A 20,964-nucleotide genomic window follows, 5' to 3' on the forward strand; every position below is an offset into this window, starting at 1 on the left:
CGACGGTCGCCCTGAGCCTAACGACTTCCGGCGATCATGTCTGCCCGGTTGACGCCGAAGGTCTGACCCTCCCGGTGACTAGTCCTCGTACGCCTCCAGCGGGGGGCACGAGCACACCAGGTTGCGGTCGCCGTAGGCCTGATCGATGCGGCGCACCGGCACCCAGTATTTGCCGTCGCGCAGCGACGGCAGCGGGTAGGCGGCCTCGGTCCGCGTGTACGGGTGGTGCCACTCGTCGGCGCTGACCGACTCCGCGGTGTGCGGCGCGTTGCGCAGGGGGTTGTCGCTCTTGTCGTAGTCGCCGGACGCCACCTTGGCGATCTCGCCCCTGATGGCGATCATCGCGTCGGCGAACCGGTCGAGCTCGCCGAGGTCCTCGCTCTCGGTCGGCTCGATCATGAGCGTCCCGGCGACGGGGAACGACATGGTGGGCGCGTGGAAGCCGTAGTCGATGAGGCGCTTGGCCACGTCGTCCACGGTGACGCCGGTCTCCTTGGTGATCTGGCGCAGGTCGATGATGCACTCGTGGGCCACCAGCCCGCCGCGTCCGGTGTAGAGCACCGGGAAGTGGGGCGCCAGCCGCTTGGCGAGGTAGTTGGCCGACAGGATGGCCTGCTCGGTGGCCGCCGTGAGCCCGTCGGAGCCCATCATCCGGATGTACGCCCACGAGATCGGCAGGATCCCGGCCGACCCGTAGGGCGCCGCGGAGACGGGCCCCACCGGCGAGCCGTCACGCAGCGGGTGGCCGGGCAGGTAGGGCGCCAGGTGGCCGCGGACCGCGACGGGGCCGACGCCGGGGCCGCCTCCGCCGTGCGGGATGCAGAACGTCTTGTGCAGGTTGAGGTGGGACACGTCGGCCCCGAACTCCCCGGGCTTGGCCAGCCCGACCAGCGCGTTGAGGTTGGCACCGTCGACGTAGACCTGGCCGCCGGCCTGGTGCACCTTGGCGCAGATCTCGGTGATGGTCTCTTCGTAGACGCCGTGCGTCGACGGGTAGGTCACCATGATCGCGGCGAGCGCGTCGCGGTGCTTGGCGATCTTGGCGTCGAGGTCGGCCAGGTCGACGTTCCCCTCGGAGTCGCAGGCCACGACCACGACCCGCATGCCGGCCATGACGGCGCTGGCGGCGTTGGTGCCGTGGGCCGAGGAGGGGATGAGGCAGACGTCCCGCCCGCTGTCACCGCCCGCGTGGTGGTAGGCGCGGATGGCCAGCAGCCCGGCGAACTCGCCCTGGGAGCCGGCGTTGGGCTGGATGGAGACGGCGTCGTAGCCGGTCACCTCGGCCAGCCAGCGCTCCAGCGTGCCGATCAGCTCGAGGTAGCCCTCGGCCTGGGCGGCGGGTGCGTAGGGGTGGACGGCGGCGAACTCCGGCCAGGTGATCGGCTCCATCTCGGTGGTCGCGTTGAGCTTCATCGTGCAGGAGCCCAGCGGGATCATGGACCGGTCGAGTGCGATGTCCTTGTCCTGCAGCCGGCGCAGGTAGCGCAGCATCGCGGTCTCGGAGCGGTGGTCGTGGAAGACCGGGTGGGTCAGGTAGGCGGACTCGCGCAGCAGCGAGGCGGGCAGCGCGTCTGCGGCGCCCTCGACGTCGGTGGAGGTGGTCGTGACTCCGAACGCGGCCTGCACCGTGGCCAGGTCGGCGGCTCCGGTCTTCTCGTCGCAGGCGATCGAGACGTGGTCGGCGTCCACCTGCCAGAGGTTGACGCCCCGCTCGGCGGCCGCGGCGACCACGGCGGACGCGCGCCCTGGCACGCGCACGAGCACGGTGTCGAAGAACTCCGCGTGCACGACCTCCACGCCCGCCCGGCGCAGCCCTTCGGCCAGGGCGGCGGCGTGGCGGTGCACCCGGTGGGCGATGCGGCGCAGGCCGTCCGGGCCGTGGTAGACGGCGTACATGCTCGCGATGACGGCGAGCAGGACCTGCGCGGTGCAGATGTTGCTGGTGGCTTTCTCGCGGCGGATGTGCTGCTCGCGGGTCTGCAGGGCCAGGCGGTAGGCGGGGTCGCCGTCGGCGTCGACGGAGACGCCGACCAGGCGGCCGGGCAGCTGCCGCTGCAGGCCCTCGCGTACGGACATGTAGGCGGCGTGCGGCCCGCCGAACCCGAAGGGCACCCCGAACCGCTGCGAGGAGCCCACGGCGATGTCGGCGCCCAGCTCGCCGGGGGCGGCCACGAGCGTCAGCGCCAGCAGGTCCGCGGCGGCCACGACGAGGGCGCCCGCCTCGTGCGCGGCGGCGGACACGGCGCGGAAGTCACGCAGCCGGCCGGACGCGCCGGGGTACTGCACGAGCACGCCGAAGCACTCGGGCAGCTCGCCGTCGAGGGAGTGCTCCACGAGCGTGATGCCGAGCGGCTCTGCCCTGGTGGCGAGGACGGCCTTGGTCTGGGGCAGCGCGTCGGCGTCGACCACGAACACGGCGCTCTTGGACTTGCCCGCCCGGCGGGCCAGCGTCATGGCCTCGGCCACGGCGGTCGCCTCGTCGAGGAGCGAGGCGCCCGACACCGGCAGGCCGGTGAGGTCGGAGACGACGGTCTGGAAGTTGAGCAGCGCCTCGAGGCGGCCCTGCGAGATCTCCGGCTGGTAGGGGGTGTAGGCGGTGTACCAGCCCGGGTTCTCCAGCAGGTTGCGGCGGATGACGGCGGGCGTGACCGTGTCGTGGTAGCCCAGCCCGATCATCGAGGTCAGCACCTGGTTGCGATCGGCCAGGGCGCGCAGCTCGGCGATGGCCTCGGCCTCGCCGGCGGGGGCGGGCAGCGTGAGCCGGTCCTTGGCCCTGATGGACTCGGGGACGGCGACGGCCACCAGGTCCGCCACGGACTCGAAGCCCACGGCCTCGAGCATGCGCTGCTGATCGGGCTCGGAGGGGCCGATGTGCCGGGACGAGAACGGCGGGGCGGACAGATCGGTCATGGAGATGCCTCCCGAGGCTGTGGAGACCGGCGCCAGGGCGCGGGCGTGTGCCGGATCTCCCCCTCTGTCAGCGCGGGCCCGGGACAAGCGCGGGGCCGCGACCTGAGAGCTTCACCCCCGGTGGGGCTTGCACCGTCGGTGAGGCGCGCCTGGCGGGTGCGCCTGCTTTCCAGAGTTGCCTCGCCCGAGCGGTACGGGATGCCTGAGAGATTCCGGGGAGGGTTGCTCCTTCGGCGCCCCGGAGCCCAGAGGCCCGGGGACTCTCCCGCACGGGGTCGTCGGCCTTGCTGCCCTCAGGTTACTACGCCCGATTCGTACGGCTGCCAGGAGCCGTACTCACCCCGTGCGGCGGGCGCGGCGCCTACGGGCGAGTTCGTCAGCGGGATGGTCGGCCGGGACGGTGTCCTCGACCGCCGCGCGTTCCCCCGGCAGCTCCGCGAGGGAGCCCTCGACCTCGCGCCAGACCCGGCCGAGCGCGATGCCGAACACGCCCTGCCCGCCCTGGAGCAGGTCGATCACCTCGTCGGCCGAGGTGCACTCGTAGACGCTGACGCCGTCGCTCATGAGCGTGATCTGCGCGAGGTCGGCGACCCCGCGGTCACGCAGATGTTGCACGGCCGTGCGGATCTGCTGCAACGACACCCCGGTGTCGAGGAGCCGCTTGACGACCTTGAGGACCAGGATGTCGCGGAAGCTGTAGAGACGCTGGGAGCCTGAGCCCTGCGCGGCTCTTATCGTGGGCTCGACGAGGCCCGTGCGCGCCCAGTAGTCGAGCTGCCGATAGGTGATGCCGGCCGCCGAGCATGCCGTCGGCCCGCGGTATCCGATGTCGCCCGGCAGCGCCGCGGGCTGTTCGTCGAAGAGCAGACCCTGCTCCCCGGCACGCTGCCGCGCGCTTTCGCGCCGCACCGGATCTTCCTGGCCGGCCGTCTTTCCCTCGCCGCTGCTGACCGCCACGCGGACCTCCGGCTTTCTCTCATCCCGCGGCCTGATCTGGGGGTACGTGAAGCGCGGCCACGGGTTTCACTTGCACCGTAGGACCGCGACCATGCTCAGTCAACGATCCGGCTCGGCGCGTCGTGAAGCGTAAATGCACTGAAATACCTACCCCGCCCGGCCGAAGTCCTCGGGAGTGATCGTGTCAAGAAACTCCCTGAACTTCTCCACCTCGTCTTCCTGGTCGTCCGGGATGATCACCCCGGCCTCCTGGACGACCTCTTCGCTGGCGAAGATGCGCGCCCCGGTGCGCAGGGCGAGCGCGATCGAGTCGGACGGCCGCGCGCTCACCTCCACGCCGTTGGAGAACACCAGGTCGGCGAAGAAGATGCCGTCACGCAGGGCGACGATGTTGACCGCCCGCAGGCCTACGCCCAGCGCGCTCAGCACGTCACGGAAGAGGTCGTGGGTGAGCGGCCGCGGCGGAGGCTCCTCTGCCTGGGCCAGGGCGATGGCCGTGGCTTCCGTCATGCCAATCCATATAGGAAGGAACCGCTCCCCGTGTGCCTCCTTCAGCAGGACGATCGGCTGATTTGTGGGCATTTCAACCCGAACGCCCACAACCTCCATCTGCAACACGGGCTGCTCCGTATTCCTGACCGGTGACCCGGCACAGCTATTTGGTCGTTGCTTCTGCTGACTGGCTTCTGCATTTCAACGTAACACCCGGCGGGCCTGGAATGTGCCCCCGCCTCCCAGCTCGCCGGGCTCTCAGCGCCCCAGCACGGACCGGACGCCCGTGCGCACAAGGGATGCGTGCAGGTCGAGCAGGAGCGCGGAAAGCTCCCTGGCCACCTCGTCGGCCTCGCCGATGGCGCCGGGGGCGCGCCGCTTGAGTATCGGGGCGACGGTCTGCTCGACCAGGCCGCACTCGCGCTCGGCCGCCGCTTTGACCGCGCGCAGGTGCCGGGCGCGCAGGCCGAAGCGGGCCAGCGCGCCGACGGTGCGCGCCACCGCGAGCGCCTCCTCGTCGTAGCGACGGGCCACCGGGGCGAGCAGGTCGTAATCCTCAAGCTCGGCAAGGGTCTCCTCGTCGATGCTCGCGGCCTCGATCAGCTCGGCGCGGCTGAGCCTGATCTCCTGCTTGTCGTTGTCCTGGAGGGCGCGCGGGCGGCCGAAGCCCTCCGCCATCTTGTCCTTGATCACCCGCAACGGCAGGTAGTGGTCGCGCTGCTCGGTGAGGATGAAGCGCAGCTGCTCCACGTGCAGGTGCGTGAACTTGCGGTAGCCGGACGGGCTGCGCTCCGGCTCGATCAGCCCTTCCCCCTCCAGGAAACGGATCTTGGAGATGGTGACATCGGGGAACTCGCCCTGCAGGAGCGCGAGCACCTCCCCGATGCTCATGTGCGAGCGTGCCGCCTGCGACGTCATGCGCGCTCCTCCCCTTGCCGCATGGTCACGCACGAGACGGCGTACGCCGGTCGCCCGCTTCGCCCCCTCATGCCCCGGAGCTGCCCCGCATCAGGAAGACAAGGCGGAACTTGCCGATCTGCACCTCGTCGCCGGAGTGCAGGGGAACCTCCTCGATCCGCTCCCTGTTGACGTAGGTGCCGTTGAGGCTGCCCACGTCGCGCACGGAGAACTGGCCGCCGCGGTGGCGGTAGAACTCGACGTGGCGGCGGGAGACGGTGATGTCGTCGAGGAAGATGTCACTCTCCGGATGGCGCCCGGTCGTGGTCAGGTCCTTGTCGAGCCGGAAGCGACTGCCCTGGTTGGGCCCCCTGGTCACCGTGAGCAGTGCCGCGCCGGGCGGCAGCTGCTCGACCAGCGCCCGCTCGGCCAGGAGCATGTCGCCTGTCTCAGCCTCATACGCCTCGATTCCCGCCACCGAGATCGTCGATGTGGTGTCCCCGGAGACCTCGAGTCTGGTCAGCGGTGACCCACAGCGGGAACAGAAACGGGCATCCTCGGGGTTGGCGTGCCCGCACTGCGTGCAGTAGACGCTCGGCATCGATCGGCTCGGCCTCCTACCGCGAAGACGCGGCGACGGTGCTCTGGAGCGCGCCTCGCTTCGCTTTTTCAAGTTTGCGAATGCCGCAACTTACGCTGATCAGCGGCAAAGGTCAAGACGGGGGCGCTGGACTGTGGTCAGGACGCAGACAAAGTTACCGTCGCCCCCGCCCTGCGGTCCATGCCGCCGCGCGTTTCTACATTACGATCTTGCGGGACCGTCCGCGCACATCGCGGCTCGGCCGTTCTCGCGCCCGCCGGCCGCGGCGTCACGTGGCGGCCTGTTCCACGATGCGGGCCCAGCGTTCGAGCAGCGCCTGCGCGCCGTCCACGTCGGAGGCCTCGGCCCACAGGTCGGTGACGGGCTCTGCCGCGGCCGGCAACACCAGCACCCAGCTGCCGTCGTCGCGGGCCACCCGCACCCCGTCGGTGGTGTCGATGCGGCGGCCCTCCGGCTCGGCCTCGGCCGCCTCGATGACCGAGCGCATCACGGCGCCCTTGGCCGCCCACGGCGTCGGCACCGTCCGCCTGAGCAGCTTCACCTCGGGGATCCTCGCGTCGATCTGGCTGAGCGACAAGCGGGTGCGGGCGACCAGGCCGAGCAGGCGCAGGAACGCGGCCAGCCCGTCGATCGCGGGACTGAACTCCGGCACCACGAAGCCGCCGCGCCCGTCGGCCGCGAAGATCATGTCGGGGCCGGCGGCGGCCGAGGTGAGGGCGTCGAGCGCGGTGGACGTCCACTGCACCTGCACGCCGTGGAAGCGGCACACCTGCTCGGCGACCCTGGTCGTGGTGACGGGCAGGGCCACCCGGCCGCTCCTGCGTTCGGCGGCCACGAGGTCGAGCACGACGAGCAGCGCGCGTTCCTCGCTGATGAGCTGGCCCATCTCGTCGACCAGGGCGATGCGCTCGCCGACCGGGTCGAACCTGACGCCGAAGGCGGCCCGCGAAGAGCTGACCAGCTCCGACAGGCGTTGCAGGTCACGCCGCCGGCCGGCGAGCGTCTCGGTGGGCGAGACGTCGTCGAGGCGGGCGTTGACGGTGAGCACCTCGACGCCGACCCGGCCGAGCAGCGTGGGCAGCACCAGCGAGGAGGTGCCTCCCGCGCAGTCGACGACGACCTTCATGTCCTTGACCCCGGTCACGCCGGCGTGCCGCAGCAGTTCGTGGGTGTAGTCCTCGACGGCCCTGGCCGGGTAGGCGAGCTCCGCGATCTCCCCGGGGAAGGCGCGGCGGAACTCCTGGCGGGAGAAGACCCGCTCCAGCTTGCGCTGGGCGGCCGGGGGCAGGTCGGCGCCGCGGTCGTCCATGATGACGATGTCCACGCTCTGCGGGTCGCCCGGCGTGGTGCGCAGCGCGATCCCGCCCGCCGCCGAGCCCCTGGCGGTGTGGAAGCGGGCCACCGGCAGCGGGGCCGCCTCCAGATCGAGCACGTTGATCGCGCCGGCGGTCAACGCGCCGATGACGGCCCGCTTGAGCGCCCTGGCGGCCAGGGAGCAGTCGCGCGAGGTGACGACGTGCTCGCCCTTCCTGAGGGTGGTGGCGTACGCGCTGGCCAGGCGGACGCACAGCTCGGCGGTGATCTCGACGTTGACCAGGCCGCTGACGCCCCTCGGGCCGAAGAGGTTGCGCTGGCCGCGCGACTCCCAGATGACACTGGTGTTGACGACCGCGCCGGCCTCGATCGTCTTGAACGGGTAGACCCGGACGCCGCTGGAGACGTACGCCTCCGCCTCGATGACGCATTCGTCGCCGATGACGGAGTTCTCCTCGATGCGGGCGCCGGACATCACGTCAGTGCTCTTGCCGATGACGCAGCCCCGCAGGTGGGCGCCGGGGCCGAGATAGACGTTGTCGTGGACGACCGCGCGGTGCAGGAAGGCGCCCTCGCGGACGACGACGTTGTTGCCGAGCACGGTGTATTCGCGCAGCTCGGCCCCCGCCTCGACCTTGGCGTAGTCGCCGATGAGCAGCGGGCCCTTGAGCACGGTGTCCGGGTCGACCGCGGCGGAGTCGGCGACCCAGACGCCCGGCGAGAGCTCGAAGCCGCCGATGTCCACCGCGACCCTGCCGGACAGGGCGTCGGCGTGGGCCTTGAGATAGCTTTCGTGGGTGCCGACGTCCTCCCAGTAGCCGTCGGCCACGTAGCCGTAGATGGCCGCGCCGCTGGCGAGGAGCGCGGGAAAGACGTCGGAGGACCAGTCGACGGGCTCACCGGTGGCCACGGCGTCGAGGACCTCGGGTTCCATGACGTAGACGCCGGTGTTCACGGTGTCGGAGAAGACCTGTCCCCAGGTGGGCTTCTCCAGGAAACGCTGCACCCTGCCCTCGTCGTCGACGATGATGATGCCGAACTCGAGCGGATTCGGTACGCGTTTCAGCCCGATGGTCACCAGGGCGGCATTCTCGCGATGGAATCGGATCATGTCCGTTAAATCGATATCCGTCAGCGCGTCGCCGGAGATGACCAGGAAACGGTCGTCGCGGAGGCGGTCGGCGGCGTTCTTGACGCTGCCCGCGGTGCCGAGGGGCAGGTCCTCGGTGGCGTACTGGAGGTTCATGCCGAGCTCGTCGCCGTCGCCGAAGTAGGTGCGTACGAGTGCGGCCAGGAACTGGACGGTGACCACCGTCTCGGTGATGCCGTGCCGCTTGAGCAGGCGCAGGACGTGCTCCATGATCGGGCGGTTGGCCACGGGGAGCAGGGGCTTGGGCTGGTTGGCGGTCATCGGACGCAGCCGAGTGCCCTCCCCGCCCGCCATGACGACCGCCTTCACCCGATCACTCCTTCTTGGCCGAGATTACGAGCTGGCGCACCTGTACCACATACAACACCCCCGCCCACCAGTACAGGCCCGTTCCCCATAGGGCGAACGCCCACCCGACAATCCGGGCTATATCGGCATACCACCCAGAGTGGGAGGCAAGGAAGAGGAGGGGGAAGGCGTACATGAGATTGAACATGGCGGCCTTGCCGAGAAAGTGCACCTGAAGTGCCTTATAGCCATGTTTGCGAAGTACGGGGAAGGAACACGCGACGAAGAGTTCGCGACCGACGATGATCGCCACCAGCCACCACGGGATGACGTCGCGCAGCAGCAGCGCGAAGATGGTGGCGAAGACGTAGAGCTTGTCCGCGGCCGGGTCGATGATCCGGCCCAGCCTGCTCGTCTGGTTGAACGCCCGGGCGATCTTTCCGTCGAGCCAGTCCGTGAACCCGGCGACCGCGAGGATCCCGATGGCCCACCCGTCCGCCTTGGGCCCCAGAACCAGCCAGAGGAACACGGGGACGCCCAGGAGGCGCAGGAAGCTCAGCAGGTTAGGAATCGTCCAGATCCGGTCCTCGGCGGAAGTATCGCTCACGCAGGAGACCCTACTGCGTGGAACTCCACCGCAGCGGTCCCGACCGAACTCCCTTCCTGGCGGGCCCTCGCGCCCTCGACGGCACTCCGAGGGCCGTCAGACGCGGAGGAAGGCGTGAGTGGAACCGAGGGGTTCGAAACCGAGCCGGCCGTAGAAGTCCTTCGGCCAGTCGGCCGCATCGGCCACCAGGAAGATCAGCTCGGCCTCCGCCGCCTCCGCGAGCAGCGCGGTCATCAGGGCCCGCGCGTGGCCCCTGCCCCGGTGCTGCTCGCCGGTGAAGACGCTCTCGATCTGGGCGACCCCGCCGTCGACGTACAGGTCGGCCCTGGCGGCGATCTCTCCGGCCCCTCCGTCCTCCCCGTCGCCGGCGCGGACCCCGCGGAAACCCACCATGCCCGCCGTGCCCGCCGTGCCCGCCGTGCCCGCCCCGCGCAGCCGGCGCTCCACGCGCCGGGCGAGCCCGTCGATCACATCGTCGGGCGCCTGCGGCAGCACCTGGCGCCAGTCGCGGCGCAGCACGGGCAGCAGCTCCGGCAGTTCCAGCCGGTCGGCCGCGGGCGGGTCGTGGGGGATCCCGCCGCGGTAGGCCATGACCAGATTGGTCTCGTGCTCGTAGCCGGCGGCGGCGAAAGCGGGCGCCAGGGTGGTGCCGAGCCGGTCGTCGTCCACGCACACCAGCCGGTGGGCCCGCTCGGCGAGCACGTCGTCCGCCGCCCGCAACAGCTCATCCGCATCCGGGTCGCCGGACCAGACGATCAGCTTGTTGTCGTCGTAGGAGCCGGGGAAGCGGTCGTCCAGCACCGCGAACCCGCCAGGGACCGGCACCTCGACGGGCGCCCTGCGCCGGGCGAAGGCGTGGGTGAAGCCGATGGCACGGGCCAGGTCTCCCGGCGCGGCGGCGTCGGCGAGTCCGTCCATCAGCCGCGCACGGCCGTCAGGAACGCCCTGATGAGAGCCGGGTCCTTCACCCCGGGCGACGTCTCCACGCCGCTGGACACGTCGACCCCCCACGGCTCGGCGGCCGCGATCGCGTCGGCGACGTTGGCCGGGGCGAGGCCGCCCGCCAGCAACCACCGGCCGGACGGCCTGCCACGCACGGCCGCCCACTCCCAGGGCAGGCCGGATCCGGCGTGTGGCGCGTCGACGATGAGCAGATCCTCGTCGAAGGCGCCGCACCGCAGGTCGGCCTCCGCGTCGACGGCCCTGACCAGGCGCACGCCGAGGTCCTTCAGGGCGGTGAAGTCGCCGTGCGGATGCCTGCCGTGCAGCTGCACGGCCCGCACCCCGGAGGCCAGCGCGGCCGCGCGCACCGTCTCGGGGTCTTCGCCCCGGAACACCCCGACGGTGAGCACGTGGGCGGGAACGAGCGCGGCCAGCGCGGCCGCCCGCTCGACGGTGATCCTGCGGGGGCTGCGGGTCATGACCAGCCCGATGGCGTCGGCCCCCGCCTCGACGGCGGCGGCGACGTGCTCGGGCTCGCTCAGCCCGCAGATCTTCACGTACACACCCCCGACCTTAGCGGCGGCGGCCGCCCTCCGGCGACCGCGCCCCTCCCACGGTCAGGACCGTGGGAGGGGCGACCCGGCAGCGCTCAGCCGCGGGGCGGGCGTACGGGACGGAAGGAGGCGTCGACCAGGCCGGTGCGGTGGGCGACGACGGCGGCCTGGATACGGTTGCGCAGGCCCAGCTTGTCCATCGCCGCCGCGATGTGGGTCTTGACGGTGGTGACGCCCACGTACAGCTCCTCGGCGATCTCCGCGTTGGACAGACCCGCCCCCACCAGGGCGAGCACCTCGACCTCCCGCTCGGTCAGCCCGGCGGGCGGGGCGGGCGCGACGTGCTCCTCCCCCGCGGCCAGGAACCGCTCCACGACCCTGCGCAACACCGACGGCGCCAGCAGTTGCTCCCCGGCCGCCGCACGGCGCACGGCGTCCACCATGCGCTCGGGATCGTCGTCCTTGACCAGGAACCCGACCGCGCCGGCCCGCAGGGCGGCGTAGACGTTGGCGTCCTCGGCGAACGTCGTCAGCACCACGATCCTCACCCCCGGACGGGCCCTGAGCACGCGTTTGATCGCCTCCAGGCCGTCGACCTTGGGCATGCGCAGGTCCATGAGGATCACGTCGGGCAGGTGACGTTCGGCCAGCCGCACCGCCTCGGCGCCGTCGACGGCCTCGCCGACCACCTCCATGTCGCCCGCGGCCTGCAGCAGCATGCGCACGCCCGCGCGGACGAGCGCCTGGTCGTCGGCGATCAGCACGCGGATCACGCGATGCTCCCCTGGGACAGGCGTGCGGGCAGGCGGGCGGCCAGGAGCCAGCCGCCCTCGCCGTCGGGGCCGGCGGACAGGGTGCCGCCGAGGGCGCGGACGCGTTCGCGCATGCCGGCCAGTCCACGCCCGGAGGAGGGCAGCCGCTCGATGTCGGTGGGCGGCCGGCCGTTGCGGACCTCAACGGAGAGCCCGTCGCCTGACGGGGTGACGCTGACGCGGACCTGCGTGCCTGGTCCGGCGTGTTTGAGCACGTTCGTGAGTCCTTCCTGGACGATACGGGCAGCGGAGGCACGGGCTATGAGCGGGGTGCGGTCGGCGGCCGGGTCGAGCTCGAGCTCGACGTCGAGGCCGGCGGCGGCCATGCGGTCGGCCGACTCTCGGATGACGTCGGCGGGGTTGGCCAGCAGGCCGGGCTGCCTGTCGGGGTCGCGCAGCAGGTCGAGCAGCTCGCGCAGGTCCTGCAGCACCTGGTGGCCGGCGTCGCGGATGTCGGTGAGCGCGTCGGCGACGGGGCCGTCGGGCGCGGCGTAGCGGGCGGCGCCGGCGCGCAGCACCATGGCGCCGACGTGGTGGGCGACGATGTCGTGCACGTCGCGGGCGATGCGCTCGCGTTCGGCCAGCTGGTCGGCCCGCACCTGCGCGACGGCCGCGCGGGCGGACTCCTCGGCGCGCAGCCGTTCCGCGGCCAGGGCGGCCTGCCGCATCCCGAGGTAGCGGCCGATCGCGATCGGCGTTGCCACCAGCGTCATCAGCACGCCGGCGCGGAACGGGGTGATCTCGGTCTCGTGGCCGACCACGGCGATCGCGGTGAGCAGGCAGCCGGTCAGGTAGGCGGCCGCGACCCAGGCCCACGACCCCACCCGCATGGAGAACACGCCGATCGCGGTCAGAGTGAGGATCACGCAGGTGTTGACCGTGTTGTTCAGGTACGTGTCGGCGGAGACGAGCAGCACGCCCTGGAGCAGGAACACCAGTCCCGGCAGCCGCCTGGCGATGCCCAGCGACAGGCCGCCCACAACGGCCAGCAGCCCCACCACCCAGACGGGCTGCGTGCCCAGGTGCCAGGAGCTCCACGTGCTGAGCACGGTGATGGCGACCCCTCCGGCGGCGAGCAGCGCGTCGGGCGTCACGTCGCGCTGCTCCAGCCGCCCCGCCGTGCTGCGCAGGTAGGCGCCGAGCACGGCGGGGAAGACCGGCAAGAGGACGGAGTACATCCAGGTGTTGGCGGTCGGCGCGAAGCCGGGGTCGGCGATGTTGCACGCGGTGGCGACGATCGTGACGGCCACGGCCGCGGTGGTGGCCCGCAGGCCGGAGCGGTGCCCCGCCACGCCGAGCGCGACGCAGATGAGGATCTGCGCGGTGTTGGAGGTGAACGAGCCGATCTGGTCGGTCACCATGAGCAGCGCGGCCAGGAAGAAGGTGACGGTCACCGGCCGGTGCCGGACGAGCCCCATGGGCAGGCCCGCCAGCAGCGCCATCGGGAGGTTCATCTCGGCGGGCAGGAACTCGGTGTCGCCCGCGTGCGCCGTCGTCAGCAGGTCGAGGCCCACGCCGGAGACGGCGAGCAGGACATCGAGAGGGACACCGCGCCAGCGCATGCGCACAACCGTATCCGCCCAGCGTGGAAGGCCGATCCTTCCCGTGGACGGCTCCGCCTCCTCCTCCTGGCCGCACATCCGCCCGGAGGAGGGAGCGACCCACCAAGATCCTGCCCATAAAGTCGTGCCATGTCGAACGACAGCGCACTCTTCCTTGGCCAGTTCCTGCGCGCCCCCTCCAAGATCGGCGCGGTCGCCCCGAGTTCGCGCCGGCTGGCGGCGAACGTCTGCGCGCCGATCCCCGAGCGCGGCGAGCCGACCGTGGTGGAGCTGGGACCCGGCACCGGCCCGTTCACCGCGGAGATCCAGCAGCGGCTCGCCGGGCGGGGCCACCACCTCGCCGTCGAGGTCAACGACCTGATGGCGCAGCTGCTCGCCGAGCGCTTCCCCACCGTGGACGTGGCGCACGCCGACGCGGCCCGGCTCGGCGAGTTGCTGCGCGAGCGAGGGCTGCGGCAGGCGGACGTGGTGGTCAGCGGGCTGCCGTGGGCGGCGTTCCCCGAGGAGACGCAGCGTGACCTGCTCGGTGCGGTGACGTCGGCGATGAGCCCGGTGGCGGCGTTCACCACGTTCTCCTACGTGCACGCCATCCCGCTCAGCTCGGCGCGGCGCTTCCGTGCGCTGCTGGCCGAGCGCTTCGAGGAGGTCGTGCCGGGGCGTACGGTGTGGCGCAACCCTCCCCCGGCCTTCGTCTTCCACGCGCGGCGGCCTCGACCCTGATCAGAACATGATTCTACGATGGCGTGATGGACTTCACCCTTCCCGAGAGCGCCCTCGCCGTCCAGCGGGGCATCGGCGCCATCTGCTCGCGATACGACCTCGCCTACTGGCAGCGGTGCGAGAGCGACAAGCGCTGGCCTGAGGAGGTCTGGGACGAGCTGGCCAAGGGCGGCTGGCTGGGCCTGGCGGTGCCGGAGGAGCACGGCGGCGGCGGGCAGGGGCTGCTGGAGCTGGCGGTGGCCACGGAGACGCTCTCGGCGTCGGGCGCGGCGGGCGGGTCGGCGTTCACGTACGTGCTGACCCCCGGCTTCGGCGCGCTCACGATCGACCGGCACGGCAGCGCCGGGCAACGGGCGAAACTGCTGCCCGGGCTGGCCACGGGCGAGGTCGAGACCTGCTTCGCGCTGACCGAGCCGGACGCCGGATCCAACTCGCTGGCGATCACCACGTCGGCCCGGCGCGACGGCGGGGATTTCGTGGTCAACGGGCAGAAGATCTGGATCACCGGCGTGCAGCGGGCCACCTGGATGTTGCTGGTGACCAGGACGGTCCCGGCCGCCGAAGCGCGTCCGCGCAGCCACGGGCTGACGGTGCTGCTGGTGAACGTGCCCGAAGCGGTCGCCGCCGGAGGCCTGTCCTACCGGCCGATCCCCAAGATGGGCGCGAACACGACGCCGTCGAACATGGTGTTCATCGACGATCTGCGGGTGCCCGCCTCCAACGTGGTCGGTGAGGTGGACCAGGGCGTGGCGGTGTTGTGGGACATCCTCAACCCCGAGCGGGTGCTGCTGGCCGCCTCGGCGCTCGGCACGGCTGAGGTCGGGCTGCGGGTGGCCGTCGACTATGCCAGGGAGCGAGAGGTGTTCGGCCGGCCGATCGGCGCCAACCAGGCCATCTCCTTCCCGCTGGCGCAGGTGAAGGCCAAGATCGAGCTGGCCAGGTTGATGATCTACAAGGCGGCGTGGTGCTTCGACCGGCGGCTGCCGTGCGGCACCGAGGCCAACATCGCCAAGCTCACGGCGTCACAGGCGGCCTGGGAGGCGGCCGACGCGGCGTTCCAGACGCACGGCGGGATGGCCTATTCCCACGAGTATCCGGTCGCCAGGCTGCTGACCGACGCCAGGATCGCGAAGGTGGCACCTGTGACCGAGGAGCTCCTGCTCAACTACCTCGCGACCCAGGTGCTCGGACTCCCCCGCAGCTTCTAGCGGCCGGGCCGGTCGGGCCGGCCGCTGAGCGTGGAGCGCCGACGCCCGCCCGTTCTGGCGCGTTCGCCCCGCTCGTCCGCCCTGCTCGTCCACTGGGCCATCGCCGCGCAGCTCTCCCCCTTCGTGTCGTACGGCGTGCGCCGGACGCCCTGCGAGGCTTTCGGCTCCGCGTCCGCCGGGGCGACGTTCTCGGCCTCGGCGAACAGTGCCCGCCGGTGCCGGCGCGGTCATCTGGTCGACCTTGAGGCTGCGCCTACCCGCGCGGGCGGCAAGCACACCCGGCCCTCAGCCGAACGACGGCGGCCGCTTCTCCCGCAGGGCGCGCACGCCCTCGGTCACGTCGGGCCCGGTGAAGCCGAGGAACTCCATGGCGAGGGAGGCGTCGAACGACGGCCCCGCCAGGCGCAGCCAGTTGTTGAGCGAGTATTTCGTCAGCCTGATCGCCTCCTGGGCGCCGGCGGCGAGGCGTTCCGCGATCTCCATCGCCCTGTCGTGCACCTGGTCGTCGTCGACGCAGAGGCTGACCAGCCCCATCCGCTCGGCCTGCTCGCCCGTCACGGGCTCGCACAGCAGCAGGTGGTATTTCGCCTTGGCCAGCCCGCACAGCAACGGCCAGACGATCGCGGCGTGGTCGCCCGCGGCGACGCCGAGCCTCGTGTGACCGTCGATGATCCGAGCGGTGCGCCCGGCGACGGAGATGTCGGCCAGGAGCGCGACGGCGAGCCCGGCGCCGACGGCGGGACCCTGGATGGCCGAGACGATCGGCTTGGAGCAGTTGAGGACGTTGTAGACGATGTCGCGGGCCTCGGCGAAGACGCGCAGCCTGGTGGCGTGGTCGCGGGTCATCTCCTCGATCATGGACAGGTCGCCGCCGGCGGAGAACGCCGTGCCCTCTCCCCGGACGAGCACGGCTCTGACGCCGTCGTCGCGGTCGGCGTCGCGCCAGATCTCGCCCAGCTCGCGGTGGGCGGCGGCGTCGACGGCGTTGAGCCGGCCCGGCTCGCTGATCGTGACCCGCAGCACGCCGTCGGCCGGGGTGTCGATCTTCAGCTTGGTGTAGGTCACAGCGCCTCTCGCAGCCGCCCCGCGATGTGGTCGCGGGCCTCGCCCGCCTGGTCGAACAGGCCGGGCAGGCCGAAGAAGTTGTGCACCGCGCCGTCGAACCTGCGCAGCCCGACCGGCACGCCCGCGTCCGTCAGGCGCCGGGCGTAGCTCTCGCCCTCGTCGCGGAGCACGTCGTATTCGGCCGTCACGATGGTGGCGGGCGCCAGGCCGGCGACGTCGGGCAGGCACAGCGGGGACAGCCGCGGGTCGGCCGGGTCGGCGTCTGGGGCGTACTGGCGGGCGAACCACGCCATCTCCTCGGCCTCCAGCCCGAAGCCCTTGGCGAACTCCGTGTAGCTGGGCGTCCGCATCGCCGCGTCGAGCACGGGATAGACGAGCACCTGGTGGGCCAGCCGGAGCCCGGCGTCGCGGGCCTGCCATGCGGCGACGGCCGCCAGGTTGCCGCCCGCGCTGTCGCCGACGACGGCCACGCGGCCGTTGCTCTGATAGAAGGCGGGCCTGGCGAAGATGTCGCGCACGACCGTCCACGCGTCGTCGGCGGCGGCAGGGAAGGCGTGCTCGGGGGCCAGCCGGTAGTCGACGGACACGACCACCGCGCCGGTGCGGATGGCCAGGTCGCGAGCCAACGCGTCGTTGCGCTTGACGCTGCCGAGGACCCACCCGCCCCCGTGGAAATAGACCACGACCGGCAGCCGGTCGTCGCCGGGGTCGGCGCGGTAGATCCGGATCGGCACGCCCTCGGCGCGCTCGTCGCGGACGAACGGCAGCTTGGTGAGCGGACCGCGCTGGGCCGCCAGGCCGTCATGTGCGCGCAACTCCTGGATCCCGGCCAGGTCGAGCATGGCCGGATCGGCGCCCAGATCCGACGGATGGACGGCGATGTAGTCCCGCGACTGAGGGTGCAGCGGCATGATCGAAGCCTATCGGGCCGCCTCCATGAACGCATCGAAGAGCCGGTCCTCGAGATCGCGCTCGGGATGCCATTGCACGCCCACGCCGAACCTGTGGCCCTGCACCTCGATGCCCTCGACGATCTGGTCGTCGGCCCAGGCCACGGCGAGCAGCCCGGTGCCGAGGCGGCGGACGGACTGGTGGTGCGGCGCGACGACCTCGACCTGGTCGCCGATCGCCTTGCCGAGCTTGCTGGACACGCTGACCTGGAGCGTGTGGGGCTTGCCCGGCTCGGCGTGATGGTGGTTGCCGAGCACGTCGGGCAACCACGGGATCAGCGTGCCGCCCTGGGCGACGTTGAGCACGTGCATGCCCCTGGCGATGGCCAGGATCGGCACGTCGGCCTTGACCGCCGCCCTGGCCAGGGCCAGTTCGAAGCGGTCGCGGTGCGGCTGCCCCTCGGGGACGCGGTCGTCGTGCTCTCCGTTGTAGGCGGAGGCGTCCACCTCGACCCCTCCGGCCAGGACCACCCCCCGCAGGCCGCGTACGTAGTCGTCGACGGCGTGCAGGCCGAGCGGCGGGAGCACCACGGGCGCGCCCCCGGCCCGGTCGACCGCCTTGGCGTAGGAGGGCGGCGAGAGCACGGCCTCCCGCACCCAGTCACTCCAGCGGGCGGCCTCGAAGTAGGCGGTGATACCGATCAGCGGACGGGACATGCGATCTCCAGGGGCATGGTGGAGTTCGTTCGGCCACCAGCCGGTCGAGGTGACGGCTACATGCCCATCATGGCGCACAGCCTTTCCGATATGTCACCCCTCCCCAAGATCCCCTCCCGCCACGTGCCTCCCACGCCCCCGGACGCTCGACGGGCCCGTGCTCGCGGCGAGGCGCCGGGACGCCCGGATGGCGCATCCGGCTCGCCCCATCACATGAATGCGACTTTTATTCACGATTATTGTCCGAAAAACCGAGAAATATCGTACGGCCAGCCCTGCACAAGATTCTGCTTCGCACCTTATTGGAGGGAAATGGTTGTGACGCGTCATCGGTGGTGTAAGACTCATTTGCGAGCGCAGCAGAAGTGCCGGGGAGGGACGTGCGCTCATCACCCGGAACCGTCAGGGAGGTGAACGGCAAGACCGGAATGCGTTTCCGGTCACAAGTGGAGTGGGAATATGTCGTTGAATCCGCGCCTGGTCAAGGAGAGTTTCTCCGTCATCGAGCCGGTGGCCGAGCAGGCCACCGCCTACTTCTACGGCCGGCTGTTCGCTGAGAATCCACACCTGCGAGGCATGTTCCCGCCGGCTCTGGACGTCCAGCGCGACCGGTTGTTCAGCGCGCTGACCAGGATCGTGTGGAGCCTGGACAGCCCGGAAAGCATGGCGGCGTTCCTCGGCCAGCTGGGCAGGGACCACCGCAAGTACGGCGTGGTCGCCGAGCACTACGCGGCCGTGGGCAAGGCACTGCTCGCCACGGTCCGCCGCTTCGCCGCCGAGGTCTGGAGCCCCGAGATCGAGGAGGCATGGGTGGCGGCGTACGCGGCCGCCGCCAAGATGATGATCGCCTCGGCCGAGGCCGACGCGGGGGTCTCGCCCGCCTGGTGGCTGGCCGAGGTGGTCGGCCACGAGCTGCGCCACCAGGACATCGCGGTCATCACGTTGCGGCCCGCGCAGCGGTTGCCGTACACGTCCGGCCAGTACGTCACCGTGCAGACGGCGCGCTGGCCCCGCGTGTGGCGCACGTTCTCCATCGCCAACGCGCCGCGCCAGGACAACACGATCAGCCTGCACGTGCGCTCGGTGCCCGGCGGCTGGGTGTCGACGACCCTGGCCAGGCACACGCGCGTCGGCGACACGGTCATGCTGGGGCCGCCGATGGGCACGATGACACCGCGCGAGCAGAGCGTGCGCGACGTGCTGTGCGTGGCGGGCGGCACGGGCCTGGCACCGCTGAAGGCGATCGTCGAGTCCCTCATCGCCTCCGGCCGGCGGCCCTCCATCCACCTGCTGCACGGCGCCCGCACCGCCGGCGAGCTGTACGACCTGCCCGACCTGATCAGGATGGAGTCGGCCTTCCCATGGCTGCGGGTCGTGCCCGTGGTCTCGGACCAGCCGTCGTACGACGGGATGCGCGGCCACCTGCCCGAGGTCACCCGGCGCTTACGCTGCTGGACCGAGCACGACGTGTACGTCTGCGGCCCCTCGCCCATGGTGGACGAGACGGTCCGCTGCCTGCAGCGCGACGGCGTGCCCCTGTCGCGGATCCACCGCGACGTCGTGCACGCGGAACGATGAGGGGGCCCGATCGGCGATCAGGAGGTTGACAACGGCGGCGGAACGGTGCCAGCTGGAACTGACACGCCAAGTGGAGGTGGACTGTGCCATCCCCCGCCAGGCGCCGAGGAATCGGCGGGCTCCTGTCCGTACCGGCCGCCGTCGCCGCGACCCTCCTGCTCACGTCCTCCTCGCCCGCCGCCGCGGCGGTCCCGCTGACGGAGATCGGGTCCGACGCGTACGCCAACGCCACCAGCCGGCACGGCACACAGGCCGGGCCCGACACCTTCCAGTGGGGCTCGGCCCTCGTGACCGCGCACCAGTCGGGCCGGTTCTTCGACGGCGGCGCCACCGGCATCGCGTTCGCCGCCTCGCCCGACAACGGCGGCACCTGGACGAAGGGGGTGCTGCCCGGGATCACCACGTTCGGCGGCGGCTCCCACGACCGGGTCAGCGACCCGTCGGTGGCCTACGACGCCCGGCACCGGATCTGGCTGATCGCGTCGCTGGCACTGTCGGAGCAGGGCGGGATCACCGGGACGGCGGTGCTCGCCAGCCGCTCCGCCGACGGCGGCCGTACCTGGGACGCGCCCGTCACGGTCGCCACGGCGGGCGACGGCGACAGGCTCGGGGACGGGGGCGGCGGGGACGGCGGCGGGGACCTGGACAAGAGCTGGATCGTCTGCGACAACAGCCCGTCCAGCCCCTTCTACGGCCACTGCCACGCGGCCTTCGACGACCACGCCGCGGGCAACGCGATCACGATGGCGCGTTCCTCCGACGGCGGCCTCACCTGGACGGTGACCGCCACCCCTGAGAACGGGCTCGGCGGGCAACCGGTCGTGCGGCCTGACGGGGCCGTGGTGGTGCCGTACCTGAGCGACGAGGGCGAGATCCGCTCCATCCGCTCCAGCGACGGCGGCGCGAGCTGGGAACCCGGCGTGCTGGTCACGGCGGTGCGGCGGCACACGGTCGCGGGCGGGCTGCGAGCGGCGCCGCTGCCGTCGGCGGAGACGGACGCGACCGGCGCCGTGTACGTCGCCTGGCACGACTGCCGCTTCCAGTACCGGTGCTCCGGCAACGACATCGTGCTGAGCAGGTCCGCCACCGGCGAGGAGTGGAGCCGCGTCATGCGGGCCACCAGCGACGGCGGCGACCACTTCCTGCCCGGCCTGGGCGTCGACCGCGCCAGCGCGGGCGGCGCGGTACGGCTCGCGCTCACCTACTACCGCTACCCCGACGCCGCCTGCACCGCCGCCACCTGCAGGCTCACGGTCGGCTACACGTCCTCCACCAACGGCGGGGCCACCTGGGCGGCCCCTGAGGAGCTGCACGGGGCGATGCCGCTGGACTGGTTCGCCGACACGCTGCAGGGCCGCATGGCGGGCGACTACATCTCCACCTCGGTCGTCCCCGGCGGTGGGGCCCACCCGGCCTTCACGGTGGCGGCGCCGCCTTCGGGCGGGGCGTACGACGTGCGCACCTACACCGTCACCGGCGGCCTGCCGATCACGGGCGGAGGCCCGGCCCCGATCTCCGTCGAGGTGGCCATCGCGACGGGCGAGGAAGCGCCGGCCCCGCCCGCCACCGCCCGCTAGACGAGTAAGTCCGAAGGCTTGCGGTGCATAGGGGAAGGGCCTCCATGATCGTTTTGTGACGAACGACATCGAGACCCTTCTCACCGCACTCTACGTGAAGATCGACGATGAGTTGGGAGGACC

18 protein-coding genes and 1 riboswitch are annotated in these 20,964 nt (G+C 71.6%); of the genes, 4 read left to right on the forward strand and 14 right to left on the reverse strand.

Annotated features, from left to right (window positions below):
* Window positions 1-78: 78 nt before the first annotated feature.
* From gcvP to ABGB01_RS32120, 11 genes are all read right to left on the reverse strand, one after another.
* The gene (gcvP, locus tag ABGB01_RS32070) at window positions 79-2,910 is read right to left on the reverse strand and encodes an aminomethyl-transferring glycine dehydrogenase (protein WP_347777236.1); all 2,832 of its coding nucleotides are present in this window, start codon (window positions 2,908-2,910) and stop codon (window positions 79-81) included.
* Window positions 2,911-3,089: 179 nt separating this feature from the next.
* A riboswitch (glycine riboswitch) is annotated at window positions 3,090-3,188 on the reverse strand.
* Window positions 3,189-3,246: 58 nt separating this feature from the next.
* Window positions 3,247-3,867 carry a MerR family transcriptional regulator gene (locus ABGB01_RS32075; protein WP_132507171.1) on the reverse strand — a complete coding sequence of 207 codons (621 nt, stop codon included), beginning with the start codon at window positions 3,865-3,867 and terminating at the stop codon, window positions 3,247-3,249.
* 147 nt (window positions 3,868-4,014) lie between these two features.
* Window positions 4,015-4,485 carry a bifunctional nuclease family protein gene (locus ABGB01_RS32080; protein WP_090771501.1) on the reverse strand — a complete coding sequence of 157 codons (471 nt, stop codon included), beginning with the start codon at window positions 4,483-4,485 and terminating at the stop codon, window positions 4,015-4,017.
* A gap of 132 nt (window positions 4,486-4,617) precedes the next feature.
* Window positions 4,618-5,277 (reverse strand): MerR family transcriptional regulator, encoded by a 660-nt coding sequence (locus ABGB01_RS32085; protein ID WP_347777237.1) that lies wholly within the window; start codon window positions 5,275-5,277, stop codon window positions 4,618-4,620.
* A 67-nt stretch (window positions 5,278-5,344) separates the two neighbouring features.
* A complete protein-coding gene (locus ABGB01_RS32090; protein ID WP_132603765.1) occupies window positions 5,345-5,857 on the reverse strand; it encodes an FHA domain-containing protein in 513 nt (170 codons plus the stop codon).
* Window positions 5,858-6,125: 268 nt separating this feature from the next.
* Window positions 6,126-8,630, reverse strand: coding sequence for a mannose-1-phosphate guanyltransferase (locus ABGB01_RS32095; RefSeq protein ID WP_347777238.1), 2,505 nt, complete (start codon window positions 8,628-8,630; stop codon window positions 6,126-6,128).
* A gap of 4 nt (window positions 8,631-8,634) precedes the next feature.
* Window positions 8,635-9,216 carry a CDP-alcohol phosphatidyltransferase family protein gene (locus tag ABGB01_RS32100; protein ID WP_347777239.1) on the reverse strand — a complete coding sequence of 194 codons (582 nt, stop codon included), beginning with the start codon at window positions 9,214-9,216 and terminating at the stop codon, window positions 8,635-8,637.
* A 96-nt stretch (window positions 9,217-9,312) separates the two neighbouring features.
* Window positions 9,313-10,134, reverse strand: a complete 822-nt coding sequence (locus tag ABGB01_RS32105; protein WP_347777240.1) for a GNAT family N-acetyltransferase — start codon at window positions 10,132-10,134, stop codon at window positions 9,313-9,315.
* Window positions 10,134-10,721 (reverse strand): phosphoribosylanthranilate isomerase, encoded by a 588-nt coding sequence (locus tag ABGB01_RS32110; protein ID WP_347777241.1) that lies wholly within the window; start codon window positions 10,719-10,721, stop codon window positions 10,134-10,136. Before ABGB01_RS32110 ends, ABGB01_RS32105 begins: the two co-directional genes overlap by 1 nt.
* A gap of 86 nt (window positions 10,722-10,807) precedes the next feature.
* Complete coding sequence (locus ABGB01_RS32115; RefSeq protein ID WP_347777242.1) at window positions 10,808-11,485, reverse strand: response regulator transcription factor; 678 nt, start codon at window positions 11,483-11,485, stop codon at window positions 10,808-10,810.
* Complete coding sequence (locus ABGB01_RS32120) at window positions 11,482-13,086, reverse strand: histidine kinase (RefSeq protein ID WP_347777243.1); 1,605 nt, start codon at window positions 13,084-13,086, stop codon at window positions 11,482-11,484. The genes ABGB01_RS32115 and ABGB01_RS32120 overlap by 4 nt, the downstream gene beginning before the upstream one ends.
* Before the next feature lie 129 nt (window positions 13,087-13,215).
* On the opposite strand from ABGB01_RS32120, the gene ABGB01_RS32125 reads away from it, so the two are divergent.
* Both ABGB01_RS32125 and ABGB01_RS32130 read left to right on the forward strand, forming a co-directional pair.
* Window positions 13,216-13,806, forward strand: a complete 591-nt coding sequence (locus ABGB01_RS32125; RefSeq protein WP_347645047.1) for an SAM-dependent methyltransferase — start codon at window positions 13,216-13,218, stop codon at window positions 13,804-13,806.
* A gap of 26 nt (window positions 13,807-13,832) precedes the next feature.
* Window positions 13,833-15,014, forward strand: a complete 1,182-nt coding sequence (locus ABGB01_RS32130) for an acyl-CoA dehydrogenase family protein (RefSeq protein ID WP_347777244.1) — start codon at window positions 13,833-13,835, stop codon at window positions 15,012-15,014.
* Window positions 15,015-15,299: 285 nt separating this feature from the next.
* Here ABGB01_RS32130 and ABGB01_RS32135 read toward each other — a convergent pair whose 3' ends face one another.
* From ABGB01_RS32135 to ABGB01_RS32145, 3 genes are read right to left on the reverse strand one after another with little or no spacing between them, the layout of a single operon-like run.
* Entirely contained in the window at window positions 15,300-16,079 is a 780-nt protein-coding gene (locus tag ABGB01_RS32135; protein ID WP_347777245.1) for an enoyl-CoA hydratase/isomerase family protein, read from the reverse strand.
* Window positions 16,076-16,990, reverse strand: coding sequence for an alpha/beta hydrolase (locus ABGB01_RS32140; RefSeq protein WP_347777246.1), 915 nt, complete (start codon window positions 16,988-16,990; stop codon window positions 16,076-16,078). The genes ABGB01_RS32135 and ABGB01_RS32140 overlap by 4 nt, the downstream gene beginning before the upstream one ends.
* 9 nt (window positions 16,991-16,999) lie before the next feature.
* On the reverse strand, window positions 17,000-17,686 hold the full coding sequence (locus tag ABGB01_RS32145; protein ID WP_347777247.1) for a gamma-glutamyl-gamma-aminobutyrate hydrolase family protein: 687 nt from the start codon (window positions 17,684-17,686) through the stop codon (window positions 17,000-17,002).
* 459 nt (window positions 17,687-18,145) lie between these two features.
* Between ABGB01_RS32145 and ABGB01_RS32150 the strand changes: the two genes are divergently transcribed.
* Entirely contained in the window at window positions 18,146-19,264 is a 1,119-nt protein-coding gene (locus ABGB01_RS32150) for a globin domain-containing protein (protein WP_347777248.1), read from the forward strand.
* Between the two features lie 83 nt (window positions 19,265-19,347).
* The gene (locus tag ABGB01_RS32155) at window positions 19,348-20,841 is read left to right on the forward strand and encodes a sialidase family protein (RefSeq protein ID WP_347777249.1); all 1,494 of its coding nucleotides are present in this window, start codon (window positions 19,348-19,350) and stop codon (window positions 20,839-20,841) included.
* Window positions 20,842-20,964 lie beyond the last annotated feature (123 nt).

The sequence above is a fragment of the Nonomuraea sp. B5E05 genome (assembly GCF_039880665.1).
GTDB lineage: Bacteria > Actinomycetota > Actinomycetes > Streptosporangiales > Streptosporangiaceae > Nonomuraea.

Coding starts and splice junctions, on each gene's coding strand:
- gcvP (WP_347777236.1), bottom strand. CDS start 2,910: ATGACCGATCTGTCCGCCCCGCCGTTCTCGTCCCGGCACATCGGCCCC.
- ABGB01_RS32085 (WP_347777237.1), bottom strand. CDS start 5,277: ATGACGTCGCAGGCGGCACGCTCGCACATGAGCATCGGGGAGGTGCTC.
- ABGB01_RS32090 (WP_132603765.1), bottom strand. CDS start 5,857: ATGCCGAGCGTCTACTGCACGCAGTGCGGGCACGCCAACCCCGAGGAT.
- ABGB01_RS32105 (WP_347777240.1), bottom strand. CDS start 10,134: ATGGACGGACTCGCCGACGCCGCCGCGCCGGGAGACCTGGCCCGTGCC.
- ABGB01_RS32120 (WP_347777243.1), bottom strand. CDS start 13,086: ATGCGCTGGCGCGGTGTCCCTCTCGATGTCCTGCTCGCCGTCTCCGGC.
- ABGB01_RS32125 (WP_347645047.1), top strand. CDS start 13,216: ATGTCGAACGACAGCGCACTCTTCCTTGGCCAGTTCCTGCGCGCCCCC.
- ABGB01_RS32130 (WP_347777244.1), top strand. CDS start 13,833: ATGGACTTCACCCTTCCCGAGAGCGCCCTCGCCGTCCAGCGGGGCATC.
- ABGB01_RS32140 (WP_347777246.1), bottom strand. CDS start 16,990: ATGCCGCTGCACCCTCAGTCGCGGGACTACATCGCCGTCCATCCGTCG.
- ABGB01_RS32145 (WP_347777247.1), bottom strand. CDS start 17,686: ATGTCCCGTCCGCTGATCGGTATCACCGCCTACTTCGAGGCCGCCCGC.
- ABGB01_RS32150 (WP_347777248.1), top strand. CDS start 18,146: ATGTCGTTGAATCCGCGCCTGGTCAAGGAGAGTTTCTCCGTCATCGAG.